Genomic DNA, 15,327 nt, shown 5'->3' on the forward strand with positions numbered 1-15,327 from the left:
ATTTAAAAAATTCACTTGTATCCGAACATACTATTTTTGTGCCTTTTTAGGGATATAAGTCAAGAAAAATATTTTTAAAAAAACTTAATTTTTTACTTGACATTTCACCATAAGACTTTGTGCCCTGCAGGGCTATGAGTGTTTCTCCTTCATCCATTTTTCACTATCCTTTTCTATCCTCCCATAGTAAATTTCTCACCCAGATATATTTCCCTTGCCTTTGGGTCATTAATCAGGTCTTGAGAAGTCCCGGAGAGAAGTATTTCTCCTTGATACATAATATAGGTGCGGTCGGTTATTTCCAATGTTTCCCGAACATTATGGTCAGTAATCAGCACGCCTAATCCTTTTTCTTTAAGGTGAGAGACAATAGTTTGAATATCATCCACGGCAATCGGGTCAATGCCGACAAAAGGTTCATCTAAAAGCATAAAGTCAGGGCAGGTAACTAACGAGCGGGCAATCTCGCATCGTCTTCGTTCCCCTCCAGAAAGGGTTACGGCTTTTTGTTTCGCTAAATGAGCAATGCCTAATTCCTCTAATAATTCGTTTAATCTTATTTTTCTTTGCTCTGGAGTTATCTTGATGGTTTCCAGAATGGCTAATAGATTTTCCTCAACAGTTAATCCTCTAAATATAGAAGGTTCCTGGGCTAAATAGCCGATGCCTTTTCTTGCCCTCTGGTACATAGGTAAGTGGGTAATTTCTATTTCATCAAGCCAGATATTGCCAGAATCAGGCGAGATTAGTCCTGTAACCATATAAAATGTGGTTGTTTTTCCCGCACCATTTGGTCCTAATAAACCAACAACCTCACCTTGATTAACCTCAATATTAACCTTATTCACGACCCGTTTTGAGCCGTAGTTTTTGATTAAATCATTAGTTTTTAGAATAGACATAATTACTACCTATTTCTTCATTAATATCGCTTTTACTCCACCTATTACCTCAAACCTATCCTCTTTAAGATAATAGATTATTTTTTCACCGACGAGTTTATTTTCTGATTGAATTACCTGCGGATAACCAATTAATTCTAATCTTTTTTTATCATCAGAATAGATGGCTTTTGAAGCGGTGGCAATCGTATCTTGATGAATAATCTTAACCAAATCTGTAATCACAAACTCATTTTTTTTATAAAACCCTTCCATTTTCATTGCAGTAATCGTTACATCTTCATTTTTTAATTCTAATTTAGGCTGGTTAGTAATAAGGATATATTCAATCGGCTTCTGATATTTCAGATAACCACCAGTAAGGTAAATATTTTTCTCTTTATCAACAACCTTTACCTCCCCTTCACCTATCATCTCATCTAATGTTGATAATTTACCAATTACCTTTATTTTTGTTGAAGAAATAGAGATACTTCCTTTAGTAATCAAAACATTCCCTGTCAGGATTGTGCTTTCTTCTTTACGGTTCCAAACAGCATTATTGGCAAAAATATTAATATCCTCTGCCCATATGTTGGAAATAACAAAGATATTTATTAGAAGAAAAATCGTTCTCCTCATTTGTTTTTATAATACCATAGATAAATATTATTGTCAATGATAATTTTGGGTAAGGATAAGTTCGCAAGGAGGGGAAAGAGGGAACTATAATATCGGACACCACCAGTATTTCGTAGTTTATTAAAAAAAGTAATCGTTCAGGTAACAGGAATAATATTGAATATCGAATGTAGAATGATGAAGTTTCTGGATTTTTCTGTTTGGCCGTTTTTATACTTTGAACATTCTACATTCAATATTTTGTAAGTGTTCCGAAATCTCAATCAATATTAGTAACTCAAGACCTGAACGGTTACAAAAAAAGGTGCTAAATAGTAATTAACTACTTAGCACCCGGAAAATTAATAGGTATAGAAACTGGGAGGGGAAAACTACACGCTATCAACTTTCCTAATATAATAATCGGCAAAAAAATAAAAAACTTTAATCTTTTTTTTTGTAACTATTCACCACGAAGAGCGCGAAGGACACGAAATGGAATTTAATGTCTTGTAATTTTCGGTAGTGTCTGACAATAACTACAATTCTTTTAACCACAAAGATCACAAAGAGTTTCACAAAAGAGTCAAAGATTTTTGAGAGAATAGATTTTTCCCTTTATTTCTTTGTGTATTCTTTGTGTACTTTGTGGTTAATTTCAGAGGCCATCTAATTTTCTTCGTGTTCTTCGTGGTGAATAGTTACGCGCATCCAATGACTCTATTCGATAATTCATCAAATTTCACTTCGTGCTCTCCGTGCCCTTCGTGGTGAATAGTTACAGTTTCAGAAAAAAAATCTTGACTTAAATAAAATTATCTGGTATGATATAAACTATAATGAGTATATCAACGCGGTATTGGTTTTTGGCAGGGATTTATATGGGTTTGATTTTTATTCAATCATCAATTCCAGGGGATAAATTGCCACCACTACCAATTTCAGATAAACTTTCACATCTGACTGAGTTTGGAATATTGAGCTGGCTTATTGGCAAGGCATCAAGAACTTCAAACAAAAAATTCTTGATTAAACAAGCGGCAATTTTTTCAATCATTATCACGATATTGTATGGCATAAGTGATGAACTACATCAATCTTTTATTTCCTTACGCGAGCCAGAGGTTTATGATGTTATCTATGATGGAATTGGAGGTGTTTTGGCTCAAGGGATATTTTTGATAAGAAGAGGACAGAAAATAGTAACTGTTCAGCCACTGATTAACACAGATTTAGCACGGATAAATAGCAGAAGACAGAGGGCAGAAGGCAAAGGACAACCGGAGGAAAAAACTTCAGCCTAACTACGGACACGGTTCACGGATTTTCCGTGTTTCATCCGTGTCCATCTGTAGCTGAATGGTTACAAAGAAAGGATGTGGAATAATGAACAAAAAATGCTTTCTTGTGGTTTTTCTATTGATTTCAGGCATAGTTTCCCAATCTTTAGCCAATCCCATTCTTGGAGAATATTCCGCTGTTTTAGCACCGGGGAAATATGAATTAAAGAAAAACTTGCTCTGGATGGTAAGTGACGAAGTGTGGAATAATGAGGGAGAAAGGCAGGATTACGAGTCCGAGGAAGAGGTTAAAGAAGGATTTGAAGCAACGGAATTTGAAATTCAATTAGAACTTTATCGAGGGATAGTAGAAAATTTACAATTGGGTCTGGTTTTCCCTTTTTTGTTTTTAAATGAAACCCCTTATTTAGGTGCTCAAGAAAAATCTGGTCATGGTAGAGGAGACCTCGAATTAAAAGCAAAATATAATCTTATTTCAGGTAAAATTGACCTACCATCTATTTCCGGGTTATTAATCATAAAACTTCCTACCGGCAAAGAGGCAAAAAAAGGCTCAACTGACTTACCAACTTCATCCGGAGGAACAGATTTGACTTTTATGGGAATATTGACCAAAAATTTAGAGCCTTTTACCACACACTTAAATCTCGCTTATACTATCACCGGCAAAGGCAAAAATGAAGAAGGAATTGAAATTAACCCCGGCAATGTATTCGCCTACGATGTAACTTTAGACTATCCAGCGGGAAAGAGAACAACCATTGTTACTGAGCTAATGGGTGAATTTAAAAGCGAAGATAGAAATAGCCAGAAAAAGAAAATTAACGCCTCCAAATCTTCATTAATGACGCTTTTATTAGGTCTTCAATACGAAACTGTTGAATTGCATAATACTACCCTACAAGCGGCAATTGCTTACCGTCTTACTGGTAAAAATGAAAAAACTGGAATAACACCTCTTTTAGGTTTTATTCGTGAGTTTTAATAAGCGTTCAGCCACAGAGGTACAGAATTCACAGAGAATTAAGGAAATTAGCCAGAAGCGAGGCTAAAGCCTCGCACTACAAATCTTTTTGCATTTGTGTTCATTCGTGGTTATATATTTCCTCTGTGTTCTCTGTGACTCTGTGGCTATATCCTGAACGGTTACGAGTTTTAAACAGTTTGTAAAGATGGTTGTTTTTTAGTCCGCAGACAATTCGTGCAAAGATAGACATATTTTGCTGTTTTATTTATCATTATTTTAGTCCTGTGAAGATTTGGTAACCATCTTCGCTTCGTTTTGCGATTTGAATGGCTAACATTATAACCAACTTGAGGACCTTTACCGCAGATGTAACATACCTTAGCCATATTGAATCTTACCTCCTGAACAAATTTTATATATAATAACATAAAATTTATATTCTTGCAAGTATTTTTTTGTAATTATTCAACCAGTGATTGACAGGGAGATGAAAAGTAGGCTGAAGGCTGAAGGACATAGGATAAAAAATCTTCAGCCTTAAGCCTTCCGCCTTCAGCCTATTCACAGGAAAAACGGTCATGAACCGTTAGTTCACAAATGAAGATGAAAATAGTAGATAGGAGATAGAAGGTGGGAGATGGGGAGATAAGCGTGAGGAGTGATGTTTTCTTTACTTTCTACTTTCTACTCTCTACTCTCTACTTCCTATTTTCAGAAGAATGCTTATTCCTGTCCTTAAATTATTATTTTTGGGTCGTTTAAAATTATTCCCTACAAAAAAGGAAGAAGGTATGTATATACACATTGCATCAGTTATGCTCAATCTGAAGGCATTAGAGCCAATCATCCTCCCTTCTTACAAAGGCTCGACGCTAAGGGGAGGATTTGGGACTGCCTTTAAGCGAGTAGTTTGTGCCATAAAGGATAAGGAATGTCCAGACTGCCTGCTGAAAGAAAAATGCGTTTATTCATATATCTTTGAAACCCCGCCTCCAAAAGATACAAAGATTATGCGTAAATACACCTCTGCACCTCACCCATTTGTTATTGAGCCACCAGAGGAAAAACGCATAGGCTATAAACCTGGTGATGAGATAAACTTCTCCCTTATTTTAATCGGCAAGGCAATAGATTACCTGCCTTATTTTATCTATACCTTTCAAGAACTTGGGAAGATAGGAATAGGCAAGGATAGAGGCAAGTTTGAGTTGGAACAAGTGGCTTGTGATGGAGAGACAATCTATGATTCTAAAGATAAAACGCTTAAATCCATTACCCCTTCAACCTTATCGGTAGGCTTTGACAATACTTATGACCCATTTACCCTTGAAACCTTAACCTTAAATTTTCTCACCCCCACCCGTATCCTTTATGATAACCATCTTACGATTGAGCTTAATTTCGAGATTCTGCTCAGGCAACTTTTGCGCCGCATCTCTCTCCTCTACTACTTTCATTGTAATGGTGACCCATCTGAATGGGATTTCAGGAGAATAATTTACAAATCCAAACAGGTAAAGACAATAAAACGGATGTTAGACTGGTATGACTGGGAGCGATACTCTGCCCGGCAGGATACCAGAATGAAACTGGGTGGGTTTGTGGGAGAAATAACCTTTGAGGGCAATATTGAGCCATTCATCCCTTTAATTAAAGCAGGTGAGGTATTGCATATTGGCAAAGGCACAAGCTTTGGACTGGGGAGATATAAAGTAGTATCAGCAACCTGCTGACAAAGCTACTCTGAAATTTCCACCAGTAATCGGTCAGTTATTGGTGGGCGAAAGGCACAAAGATTAAATTTCTCGCCAAGGTGCAAAGGAATAAATTATAATCTTTGTGAACTTTGCGTCTTTGCGAGAGAAAATTTATATTTACTCGATATTCAAGTTTTTTTAAGATTAAGTGGTTTATCCTTTTTTAACCGCAAAGAACGCAAAGAAATTAACCGCAAAGAACGCAAAGATTATAGTGCTCTGTTAAGATTGAAGTTGCATGTTACTTAGGTAATCGGTAATCAGTAATCGGAGATAACAGGCCATTGTTTTCTCTTCACCGATAACCTGATAACCGATAACTTTCTAAACATAGCAAAGCAAACTTAACAAAGCAATAGGTTGTTCACCACCTTATTTTCCTTCCTTTGCGTCCTTTGCGAAATCTTCCTTTGCGCTCTTTGCGGTTAAATCTTTATACCTTTAAAAAACTTGAACATCAAGTATTTAGTTTTTACCACCGATAACTGAGGGATTACTTCCACCTTGAATTTTTTCTTGACATTTTTAATGATAAATAGTATATTAAGAGTATCTAAAAAGCAGAGGTAGAGTTATGAATAACGGGTTAAACGAAAAGGAGCTAAAGAATATTATTAAAACCTTACAGGGATTTTCCTCAAATTGAACAAGCGATTATATTCGGTTCACGCGCCAAAGGAAGCCATAAAAAAGGCTCTGATGTTGATCTGGCCATAAAAGGCAAGGATATTACCGAAGAAACAATCAAACATCTAAGCTTCACCCTTAACGAAGAAATCCCCTTACCATATTTTTTTGATGTAGTTCATTACGAAAGCATAAACAACCCTGATTTGATTGAACATATCAACCGTGTGGGGAAAATTATTTATAAAGGAGCAGATGGCACAAACCCGAATGAGGAATAATACTATACCACAGCCCAATTTTCAAGAGGTAAAAAGATGAAAGATAATAATCAAGAATATCAAACCGTAATCTTAGCCGCACTTCTGTATGGTTTGGGAAGGAGGGAGAAATATGATTAATAATAAGCACTTAGAAGAATTATTGAAGCCGATTTTTATAGATGGACTACTTGAAACCATCAATTGGTATAAATCAGATGCTCCCTATTATCTCAGGTCTATATTTAATCAGGTAGGTTTTAAAGATAGGGATGGGAAAGAGGCTATTTACTATACCTCACCCTCAAGTCTTTCATCTCAGATTGTATATCCAAAGTCAGACAAAAATGGGCTAAAAAGGATTAAAAAAGAGGTGTTGGAGCAGATAAATGAGTACTATAAAGCCTTTTCAAAAGACTACCTTGATTCTCTAAATTCTAACCAGCTACTTTTCCTGCTTGAGAAATTTGGTGGAAATGTGCCTATAAAGGAATCAGAAGTTACATCAATCTTTGATGTATATAAAATTAAAGCAGCAAAAGCGGTTATCCAATTAAATAGAGAAAATTTAGAACATCACGATAATCTGCTTATAAATATTGACCTATCAGGAATCCAGAGATTTATCTATAATATCTCTTCCTCTGGAGCATCAAAAAATCTCCGCTCCCGTTCCTTCTTTGTTGAACTTTTGTCTAATCATCTTATCTATAAAGTGTTAAATGCTTTAAACCTCCATTATGTAAATGTCATTATGAATGGTGGAGGCAATATTTACATACTTTCAGGTTGCCCCAAGGAAGATGAAGACCCTCTCATTAACATCGCCTATAGCCTTAACCGGTGGTTTCTAAGAGAATTCAATGGAAAACTTTATGCTGCCTTTAGCTATGTTAAATGTTCGGATGAGGAACTCAAGATGAATCTTCCAGGCTTATTAAGAGAAATTTCAAACCAGGCATTTACTAAAAAACGCATGAAGTTCAAAGCCATTATAGAAAGGGGTGAATTCCCTTTTGTGGAAGAAACTGACCCAAATTCTCAAAGTTGTGAAATTTGCTATAGAGATGATTCCACAATCAGAGTTCAGGAGGAGGAAGTCAGATGTTCCTTGTGCCAAAGACTTATTGAACTTGGTAATCAGATACCAAAAGCAAAATTTATCTACAGTTACAACAAGGATGATAGAGAATGTCTACCGATAGAGGCCTCATATTATCTTTTGTCTGAAGTGAAAAAAGACTTAAGGTGTTTATGGGTTGTTTTTGAAGATAGAGAGGATTTTATAGAAGACATTGAAGACTCTGCTACATATATATTTGTAAAGACATATATCACAAAGATTGGTGATTTGGATGAAACTGTGCTCAGAAACAAAGAGACAGAATCAATGGTAAAAGAAGATATTGCCCCTCTTGAAGATATTGCTGAAAGTTCAAAAGGTGCGAAACTCATTGGAGCTTTAAGAATGGATGCAGACAATATAGGTAAAATTCTGCATTCCGGTTTTTACGAAGGTGCAAATCTTGAGCTCCTATCATCTCTTTCAAGAAATATGAATTATTTCTTTAAATTATATCTGGAATCGTTATGTAAGGGAACAGAATCCCTTTCTACCAGGAACAACCATCGTTTAAGTGGTCATGTTATATATGCCGGAGGTGACGACCTTTTCATTCTTGGTGCATGGGACAAGACTGCCTCTCTTGCAATTGACATTGGAAAAGCCTTTAAAAAATATACCTGCGAAAATATTGATATTGGTCTAAGTGGAGGACTTACACTTCACAATCCTAAATTTCCTGTAAGCAAGATGGCAGAGACATCAATGAGGGCTTTAAAAACAGCAAAAGAGAACCTTGAACCCTGTTGGATGTGCAGGAAGGAATGGATTACTTGCCCTCTTTATGAAATAGGTAAGTGCTTAAGAAAGGACTCGTTTGCCCCATTCTTTACCGAATATCTGTTATCTCGTAAAAAGAAATTTAGCGAAAGGTTTAGAACCCCCAAATATTCCCAAGAACCGCCAAGATTGAAACTTGCCCTCAAATGGGAAAAATATAAGAGAGAAGAAGCGAAGGTGGTTGATGAGGTTAATGAATATATCTTAAAACCTTTAGATGCATTTAAAAAAGGAAGCAATTTGCTACCACAGGGATTTTTTCATAATACCTTGAATTTGCTGGAGATATGGTATAATGAAGACCTGCTCTATCTTCCTAAAATTGTATGGGGTCTTGAAAAGGTTAAAAGAGAGTTGAAAAAGCAAAAGATTGAGAGCGAAGAGGGGAAATCTCTTTATGAACTTTATGAAATGTATCTCCATTTTAATAAAGGGATGTTTTCAACATTGTATATACCCCTTTCTTGGGTTATACTTTTAACCAGAGGAGGTGATGAAATTGATTACGAGAAAGCCAATGGAGGAAAAACTCTATGAAGAGTGGGGGCTAAAAACCGCAGAGGGGATACGAAACAAGATATTTGAAAACTATTCAGGGGATGCCACACTTAAAACTATCCTTGATGCTGAAAAATTGGTGGTGTGCAGTTATGCTTTGGGTAGGATACTCTCAAGTCCTGAGGTTCGTCTTAAAGTTGCTCAGCTAAGAAGGTTTTACGAGGCACTCCTTACCATTAGAGCTATTATCGGCACTATCAGGAAAAAGCCAAAGGTAGATGCAGATGAGTCGTTTAAAACTATGGTAAGGAATAAAATCCTGATGTTGAAACCTCGGCTTGCCGATGCTAAGGCAAGACAACCACGCGAGGTAACCCCTTTCTTTGAGGTAATCAATCCATTGATTGATATGGTAAGAGATATTGAGGATTACGACAGGCTCTGTGAGTTTGTCGAAGCAATAGTCGCCTACCACAGATATTGTGGGGGAAGAGACTAAACAAAAAGGAGGTATTTACTATGGGAGAAAATGGACATAGGCTTTTAATGGGAAAGGTGCTTTTCGGGGGGAAAATTATTTTAGAGACAGGACTTCATATCGGTGGGTCCCAGGAGTCTATGCAGATAGGTGGTGTTGACCTGCCAGTTATCAGGGATTCGGCAAACAACCTGCCCTATATTCCTGGAAGTTCTTTAAAGGGAAAACTAAGAAGCACCCTTGAGAAATTTGGAGAGCGGATTAAGGAGAATAAAAGGGAGAAACTCTCCTCCAACCGAAATATAGGAACATACAGAAATCCCTTATTCATCCACTGCTGTGAAGATGTCAGATATTCATTATCCTGTGATGTCTGCAGAATCTTTGGCTCAAGTGGTGATGATAGGTCTGTCCCAAAAGGGGAAAAGGCGGAAAATTTCCCATCACTATTGATGGTTAGAGACTGTCTTCTCGATGAAAGTCTGATAGAGGTCTCTTCTGTTTTTACTGAGGTAAAGATAGAAACCGGTATAGACAGGACAACTATGTCTGCCAATCCAAGAAGGATTGAAAGGGTTTTGCCTGATAATGTGTTCAAATTTGAAATGGTTTATACCGTTGACTCACTTGGATTTACAGGTAGAGACAAACCTTGCTTTAGAGAAGATGCCTTAAAAAGAGACCTGAATAACCTTCTAACTTGTATGGAGATTATCCAGAATGAAGGGATAGGAGGTTATACCTCTCGGGGTTATGGCAAGATAAAATTTACATTTAAAGAATTTGTGGGAAGGTCTCTGGGTTATTTTATGGGTGATGAGAGAAAGTGGAAGGGTAAAGTAGAAAAAGAGGGAGAATTTACCATAGAAGAGGCAAGGGGTGAGATAGACAATATTGTGAACTTTTTGAAAGAGGAGGCACAAGGTGTTATTGCTGGCAAGGATGAGATTTAAAAGGGCTATATCCATTGGAGGTGGAGATTTATCCCTTGGGGAAGGATTTACCGGTATTCTTCATTCAGACACAATCTTTAGTGGTATTGCCAATAAGTTGGCTGAGATACCCAGCAATTACGATGGTGGATATTCTATAAAGGAATTAATTAGCAATTTGAACACTGATTCTCCTCCCTTTAGAATTTCCTCAGCCTTCCCTTATTTTATGGATGAATATTACCTTCCCACCCCATACGGGACAGGTGAACTGTATCTGGAGAAATTAAAAGATGTTCCCCTCATTAAGCTCTCTGATTTTCTTGAGCTTGCCTCAGGCAACTACGAAAGAATCAAAAAGAAACCACTCAAAGATTCTGTTAATGAGCTGATGGTAAGTTTTACTGCCCCGAGGGTGACCATTGATAGAATAACTACCTCTACAAATATCTATCAGACTACCGGATGGCTGATGAATCAAGACTGTGGGCTTTACTTTTTAATAGACCTTAAAGATGAATTACTCAAGGATAAACTTTTGCTGTGTATAAGGCTTCTGGGTGAAAGTGGAATAGGTGGTGATAGAAGCATCGGTTATGGTATTTTTGATTCAGAGCTTATTGAGATAGATAATTTGCCTGAATGGTCTGAGTTATTTCAAGAAAGAGGCGGGAAAAACACTTCTTATTATTCCCTTTCACTCTGCTATCCCTCAAACAATGATGAGGCAAAAGAGGCTATATCGTATAATATTCTTTCCAGAAAGGGCTGGATCTTCTCAAGCTCCTCTATAAAACAGAGCAAACGCAGAGAATGTAAGATGTTTGCCGAGGGCTCATTATTTAAAAGCCCAATAAAAGGTCAGATGGCAAAGGTAGCTCCCTCAAGGTTTCGCCAGGAGGAACATGAGGTCTATAGATACGGACTTGGGATGATGGTTGAAATTGTTAATCATTATTAAGGAGTCTTTTATGGGGATTGATGCTTTAAAGTTAGATGATTATATAAAGGATTGTTTAATCCTTAAGGCAAGGTTGGAAAATGACTTTAAAACTTCGTATGAGAAACTCCTATGCTCAACAATAGACATTAAATTTACTGAGTTAAATAAAAAAATAGAACCTTTTAAAACATTTAATGATGCAAATAGAAAAATTGAAGAGGCAGGCGCACATTTGTGCGTTATAGAAAAGGATATTCTACAGTTTGCTGGCCTTGATGCAGAGAAAACTGAGAATTTATTTAAACCAATAAAAGAATCCGTAGAGAAGATAATTAAGAATTTTCAAAAGGGGTTAGCCATCATTAACACCGAGACAGTCCGATTATTTAAAGAAATCAGTGAATGCTCACCAGGAGACGGTAAAAGCTTTCAAGATCTTGTTCTTGAATTCTTTGATGTCATATTTATAGATGAAATAAATAGATATAGATATGGAGAGGAAGAACCAAAAGAGCTAAAAAAAAGAGAATTTAAGATTTTAAAAAGGCTTGATGGATTTTATACTAAGTGTGATTCCTTTGATGCGAAACAAAGAATAGGCTTTGAGTTTCAGGGATTAATTATAGAGTGTAAAAACAAAAGACCAGATATAAATGATTTGATGCAATGCTTTAAATATACTCTTTATTTTCAAGATACAGAATTATCTAAGGTGCCATTGACATTGTTGGTGGGTAGGGATTCACCAAGAGAAAATAGTTCAATCTGGGAGATAAATAGGAAAATATTTGATAAGTCAATAGCCAATGAAACAAGGCTTATTTTAATTCTGGATAGGAAAGATTTAGGTGAAATGAAGGAAAATAAAGTTAAAGGTAGAGATTCAGCTATGGTTATAAAAGATAAGGTGAAAAAATTCAGCTCCTAAGGAGGAAAATATGGATAATTTAGAAAGTCTCTTTGAAATTTGGAAACAGAGGAATTGCAATCTGAATTTTTATTTTCAGCACATATTTAATCAGGCATTAGAGGCTCTTGCCAATAATACCACAAGTAAAATAAGAGAAGAAATAGGTAAAGGCAGATATAAAGCCTTATTCACTCCGGTTGGTTACTCTATAGAAAATATTGCCCTTATCTCTGGCTTTATTAAACCAAAGTATTTGATGATGGCTTTCTCTGAAAAAACCAGGAGTTTCCACAGAAGACATATAGATTTGGTTAAAGAGAATATAAAAAATATGTGTCCAGATATGAAAATTGATGAGGTTATGATTCTCAGTGATGACCAAAAAATTACCGAACAAAAAATTGTAAGCTGGATTGAAGAAATGAATGCAGGATACAACCTTTCAAATAACCAATTGGCTATTGATCTAACCGGTGGAACAAAGCCAATGTCTATCGGTGCTTATAATGCCGCTGTATCCTTTAAAGATGTAGAGGCATTCTATCTGTGGACTGATTATGACGAAGATACTCAGATGCCAATTCCTGGCACTGAAAGGCTTGTTCAGCTAATAAAAGAAAAATCTCAGTTAGATGAAGACTTCGTATTTGTTATTATGCCATTTAATGAGGAATTTAATAATGTTTATGACCGTATAAAGGAAGTAGTTGAAAGTTTAGGGATGAGGTGCGAAAGGGTAGATGAACAGATTTTTTTCGGTGGGATTATGGATAAGATTAAAGAAAACTTGATAAAGGCAAGGATTATTATTGCTGAGTTATCAGAAAAGAATCTGAATGTATACTATGAGCTTGGACTATCTCATGGATATGAAAAAAGGGTAATAATGCTTACCCAGGATGTTAACAATTTGCCATTTGATTTGCGACACTTAAGGATGGTAATTTATAATAAAAATAATCTTTTTGGGTTAAAAGAAAAACTTAGAAACGAGATTAAATCTGCTCTTTGAAAAGTGAATAAGACCTGATGAATAAGGGATTGCGACTCGTAGTAAAAAAGAGAGTCATGTTCTGGATTTGGCTTGATCCGTGCGAATAATAGACCTGATGAATAAGGGATTGCGACAATCCAGGAAAGTTAAACAGCCAAAGTCTATTTTTGTGCGAATAATAGACCTGATGAATAAGGGATTGCGACGAAGAAAGCGGGACTCGGGGCTCGGGGCTCGGGGAAAAAGGAGGAATGTAGTGAGGGTCTTTAGACCCGTCTTTAGTCTTTTACAGGAGGTAAAAAATTGTGTCAGCACCAAGATTAGAAAATTTTGATTATATTGGTTATGCTGCTTATTCAATCACAATATGTTGTAATTTTAAACATAACTATTTTGAATCAGATAAAACAGTCCATGAATGTATAAATATATTAAAAGAGATTGCAGAAAAATATCAATTCAAGATTTATTTATACACATTTATGCCCGACCATTTGCACTTATGTGTTATTGGTGATTCTGAAAATGCAAATTTACAAAAGATGATTAAGATATTTAAACAGAAATGTGGATTCTGGTTTAAAAAAGAATATAATAAACAGTTGTTTCAACAAGGATACTATGACCATATTATTAGGAAAGAAGAAGGGATTGAAAATGTAATGAAATATATTGCCAATAATCCAGTAAGAAAAGAACTATGTAAAAATTTTGAAGATTATAGATTTACAGGTTCATTTGAGTTTGATGTAAATAAAATATTTATGTAGTTTCCAGTTTAGTTTCTAAAACGGGTCTAAAGACCTCACTACATTTTAAAAGACCCTCACTACATTTTAATAGGTTAGGTTAGTATTTTTAGCCTTGCCGAGCCACTATGTGCAAGGGGTTTTGACCCCTGCGTGCGAATAATAGACCTGATGAATAAGAGATTGCGACGGCCCGCCGATGGCGGAGTTGAAAGTGAAAGTTGAAAGTGAAAGGAGAGAACGAATGGCAGAGTGAAAGTCAAAAGTGAAAGTGAAATACGAGCTATGTTGAGTAAAATGATAGACACATTAGATAAGGAGTTCATGGGGTCAAACCTTGATTATGGAATACAGAATGCCTTAACTTCAATAATCAAGGTTTGACCCCAAAATCCTCTCTATAGCTACAGAGGTCCTCCTGACAATAAACAGCGTCAAATGGATATAAAACAAACTTTGAAAAAAAATGGTAAACTTGCCGCAGAACTTGACATGGTCTGGGGAACAAGTGGTAATATGAGTTTGAGAATAGATGAAGATAGTTTTCTTATCACCACCAGTGGAGCCTCACTTGGAAACCTGCAGGACGAAGAGATGATTATTTGTCAGATAAATGATGATTTGGTTAAGGGAAAACCATCTATGGAATTTAGAATGCATAAACAAATCTATCTTCAAAGAAAAGAAATTATGGCTGTTCTTCATTCCCAACCTCTGTTTAGTACCATTGTGGCTTGTGCTAAAAATCTGGAAATAAAAACACAAATTATCCCGGAATCAATTGTTTATCTCAAAAAGATAGAAAGAGTGCCATATCAACATCCTGGCAGTCTGGAACTGGCATTAGCAGTTGGGGAAAAGATTAAAAATGCTACTATCTTGTTACTTGAAAATCATGGCGTTGTTTGTGCCGGTGATTCTATCGAAGAGGTGATTAATAAAACCCAGACACTTGAGTTTCTATGCAAATTAATTATCTTCTCAAAATCGGCGAATATAGAATTAAGACCTATTGCCAGGCAGAAAGCCAGTGCTTTTCTTAACTCATTGGATATAGAGATTGATAGGTGGTAAGGGTTCAGGTAAGATAAAAATAAGGAGAAAGGGAGAAGATGGAGAAGTGGAGAAAAGAAGAGTTAACTGATAGGATTATTAATGCCTGTATTAATGTCCATAAAAAGTTATGACCTGGTTTTCTGGAGAGCATCTATCACAATGCTTTGAAGGTTGAGTTTGCAAGACAGAACATCATCTTTGAATCAGAAAAAGAAGTCAAGATATTCTATCAAGGTGTTGAGGTTGGGATTCATAGACTTGATCTTTTTGTTGAAGATGAGATTGTGGTAGAGATTAAAACTGTTGAGGAGATAAGTGGGAAGTATTATAATCAGGTTAGATTATACCTTAGAGCAGTGGATAAAGAAATAGGGTTACTGGTAAATTTCGCAGACTCCAGGATTGATGTCCGAAGGGTGGAGCAAGAAAAAGTTTGAGCCATTTCTCCAA

The 15,327-nt window shown here is 36.1% G+C and carries 18 protein-coding genes; 15 read left to right on the forward strand and 3 right to left on the reverse strand.

The features are described from left to right. Positions 1-173: 173 nt before the first annotated feature. Both lptB and AB1422_01015 read right to left on the reverse strand, forming a co-directional pair. Entirely contained in the window at positions 174-902 is a 729-nt protein-coding gene (lptB, locus tag AB1422_01010) for an LPS export ABC transporter ATP-binding protein (GenBank protein MEW6617925.1), read from the reverse strand. A 9-nt stretch (positions 903-911) separates the two neighbouring features. Next, entirely contained in the window at positions 912-1,523 is a 612-nt protein-coding gene (locus AB1422_01015) for an LptA/OstA family protein (protein MEW6617926.1), read from the reverse strand. An 818-nt stretch (positions 1,524-2,341) separates the two neighbouring features. Between AB1422_01015 and AB1422_01020 the strand changes: the two genes are divergently transcribed. Next, a complete protein-coding gene (locus AB1422_01020; protein MEW6617927.1) occupies positions 2,342-2,806 on the forward strand; it encodes a VanZ family protein in 465 nt (154 codons plus the stop codon). An 82-nt stretch (positions 2,807-2,888) separates the two neighbouring features. Continuing rightward, a complete protein-coding gene (locus AB1422_01025) occupies positions 2,889-3,788 on the forward strand; it encodes a transporter (GenBank protein ID MEW6617928.1) in 900 nt (299 codons plus the stop codon). A 170-nt stretch (positions 3,789-3,958) separates the two neighbouring features. Here the strand turns inward: AB1422_01025 and rpmB are convergent, their stop codons facing one another. Continuing rightward, positions 3,959-4,156 carry a 50S ribosomal protein L28 gene (rpmB, locus tag AB1422_01030; protein ID MEW6617929.1) on the reverse strand — a complete coding sequence of 66 codons (198 nt, stop codon included), beginning with the start codon at positions 4,154-4,156 and terminating at the stop codon, positions 3,959-3,961. Positions 4,157-4,400: 244 nt separating this feature from the next. Between rpmB and AB1422_01035 the strand changes: the two genes are divergently transcribed. The 13 genes from AB1422_01035 (at position 4,401) to AB1422_01095 (ending at position 15,314) form a co-directional block, all read left to right on the forward strand. After that, on the forward strand, positions 4,401-4,532 hold the full coding sequence (locus tag AB1422_01035; GenBank protein ID MEW6617930.1) for a hypothetical protein: 132 nt from the start codon (positions 4,401-4,403) through the stop codon (positions 4,530-4,532). Positions 4,533-4,561: 29 nt separating this feature from the next. Beyond that, positions 4,562-5,503 (forward strand): CRISPR system precrRNA processing endoribonuclease RAMP protein Cas6, encoded by a 942-nt coding sequence (cas6, locus tag AB1422_01040; GenBank protein ID MEW6617931.1) that lies wholly within the window; start codon positions 4,562-4,564, stop codon positions 5,501-5,503. Positions 5,504-6,183: 680 nt separating this feature from the next. After that, entirely contained in the window at positions 6,184-6,435 is a 252-nt protein-coding gene (locus AB1422_01045) for a nucleotidyltransferase domain-containing protein (GenBank protein ID MEW6617932.1), read from the forward strand. A gap of 112 nt (positions 6,436-6,547) precedes the next feature. Beyond that, positions 6,548-8,854, forward strand: a complete 2,307-nt coding sequence (gene cas10, locus AB1422_01050) for a type III-A CRISPR-associated protein Cas10/Csm1 (GenBank protein MEW6617933.1) — start codon at positions 6,548-6,550, stop codon at positions 8,852-8,854. Next, positions 8,817-9,314, forward strand: coding sequence for a type III-A CRISPR-associated protein Csm2 (gene csm2 / locus AB1422_01055; protein ID MEW6617934.1), 498 nt, complete (start codon positions 8,817-8,819; stop codon positions 9,312-9,314). The genes cas10 and csm2 overlap by 38 nt, the downstream gene beginning before the upstream one ends. 20 nt (positions 9,315-9,334) lie before the next feature. Next, positions 9,335-10,246 (forward strand): type III-A CRISPR-associated RAMP protein Csm3, encoded by a 912-nt coding sequence (gene csm3 / locus AB1422_01060; GenBank protein ID MEW6617935.1) that lies wholly within the window; start codon positions 9,335-9,337, stop codon positions 10,244-10,246. Next, on the forward strand, positions 10,218-11,186 hold the full coding sequence (csm4, locus tag AB1422_01065) for a type III-A CRISPR-associated RAMP protein Csm4 (protein MEW6617936.1): 969 nt from the start codon (positions 10,218-10,220) through the stop codon (positions 11,184-11,186). The genes csm3 and csm4 overlap by 29 nt, the downstream gene beginning before the upstream one ends. 10 nt (positions 11,187-11,196) lie before the next feature. After that, positions 11,197-12,096: a hypothetical protein gene (locus tag AB1422_01070; GenBank protein MEW6617937.1), complete on the forward strand. Its 900-nt coding sequence runs from the start codon at positions 11,197-11,199 to the stop codon at positions 12,094-12,096. 10 nt (positions 12,097-12,106) lie between these two features. Then, complete coding sequence (locus AB1422_01075) at positions 12,107-13,090, forward strand: hypothetical protein (GenBank protein ID MEW6617938.1); 984 nt, start codon at positions 12,107-12,109, stop codon at positions 13,088-13,090. A 287-nt stretch (positions 13,091-13,377) separates the two neighbouring features. Continuing rightward, positions 13,378-13,842, forward strand: a complete 465-nt coding sequence (locus tag AB1422_01080; protein ID MEW6617939.1) for a transposase — start codon at positions 13,378-13,380, stop codon at positions 13,840-13,842. A gap of 231 nt (positions 13,843-14,073) precedes the next feature. Further along, positions 14,074-14,205 (forward strand): hypothetical protein, encoded by a 132-nt coding sequence (locus AB1422_01085; GenBank protein ID MEW6617940.1) that lies wholly within the window; start codon positions 14,074-14,076, stop codon positions 14,203-14,205. A 54-nt stretch (positions 14,206-14,259) separates the two neighbouring features. Beyond that, complete coding sequence (locus tag AB1422_01090) at positions 14,260-14,895, forward strand: class II aldolase/adducin family protein (GenBank protein ID MEW6617941.1); 636 nt, start codon at positions 14,260-14,262, stop codon at positions 14,893-14,895. Between the two features lie 122 nt (positions 14,896-15,017). Continuing rightward, a complete protein-coding gene (locus AB1422_01095) occupies positions 15,018-15,314 on the forward strand; it encodes a GxxExxY protein (protein ID MEW6617942.1) in 297 nt (98 codons plus the stop codon). The last annotated feature ends 13 nt before the right edge of the window (positions 15,315-15,327 follow it).

It is taken from the genome of bacterium (genome assembly GCA_040757115.1).
Lineage (GTDB): Bacteria > UBA9089 > CG2-30-40-21 > CG2-30-40-21 > SBAY01 > JBFLXS01.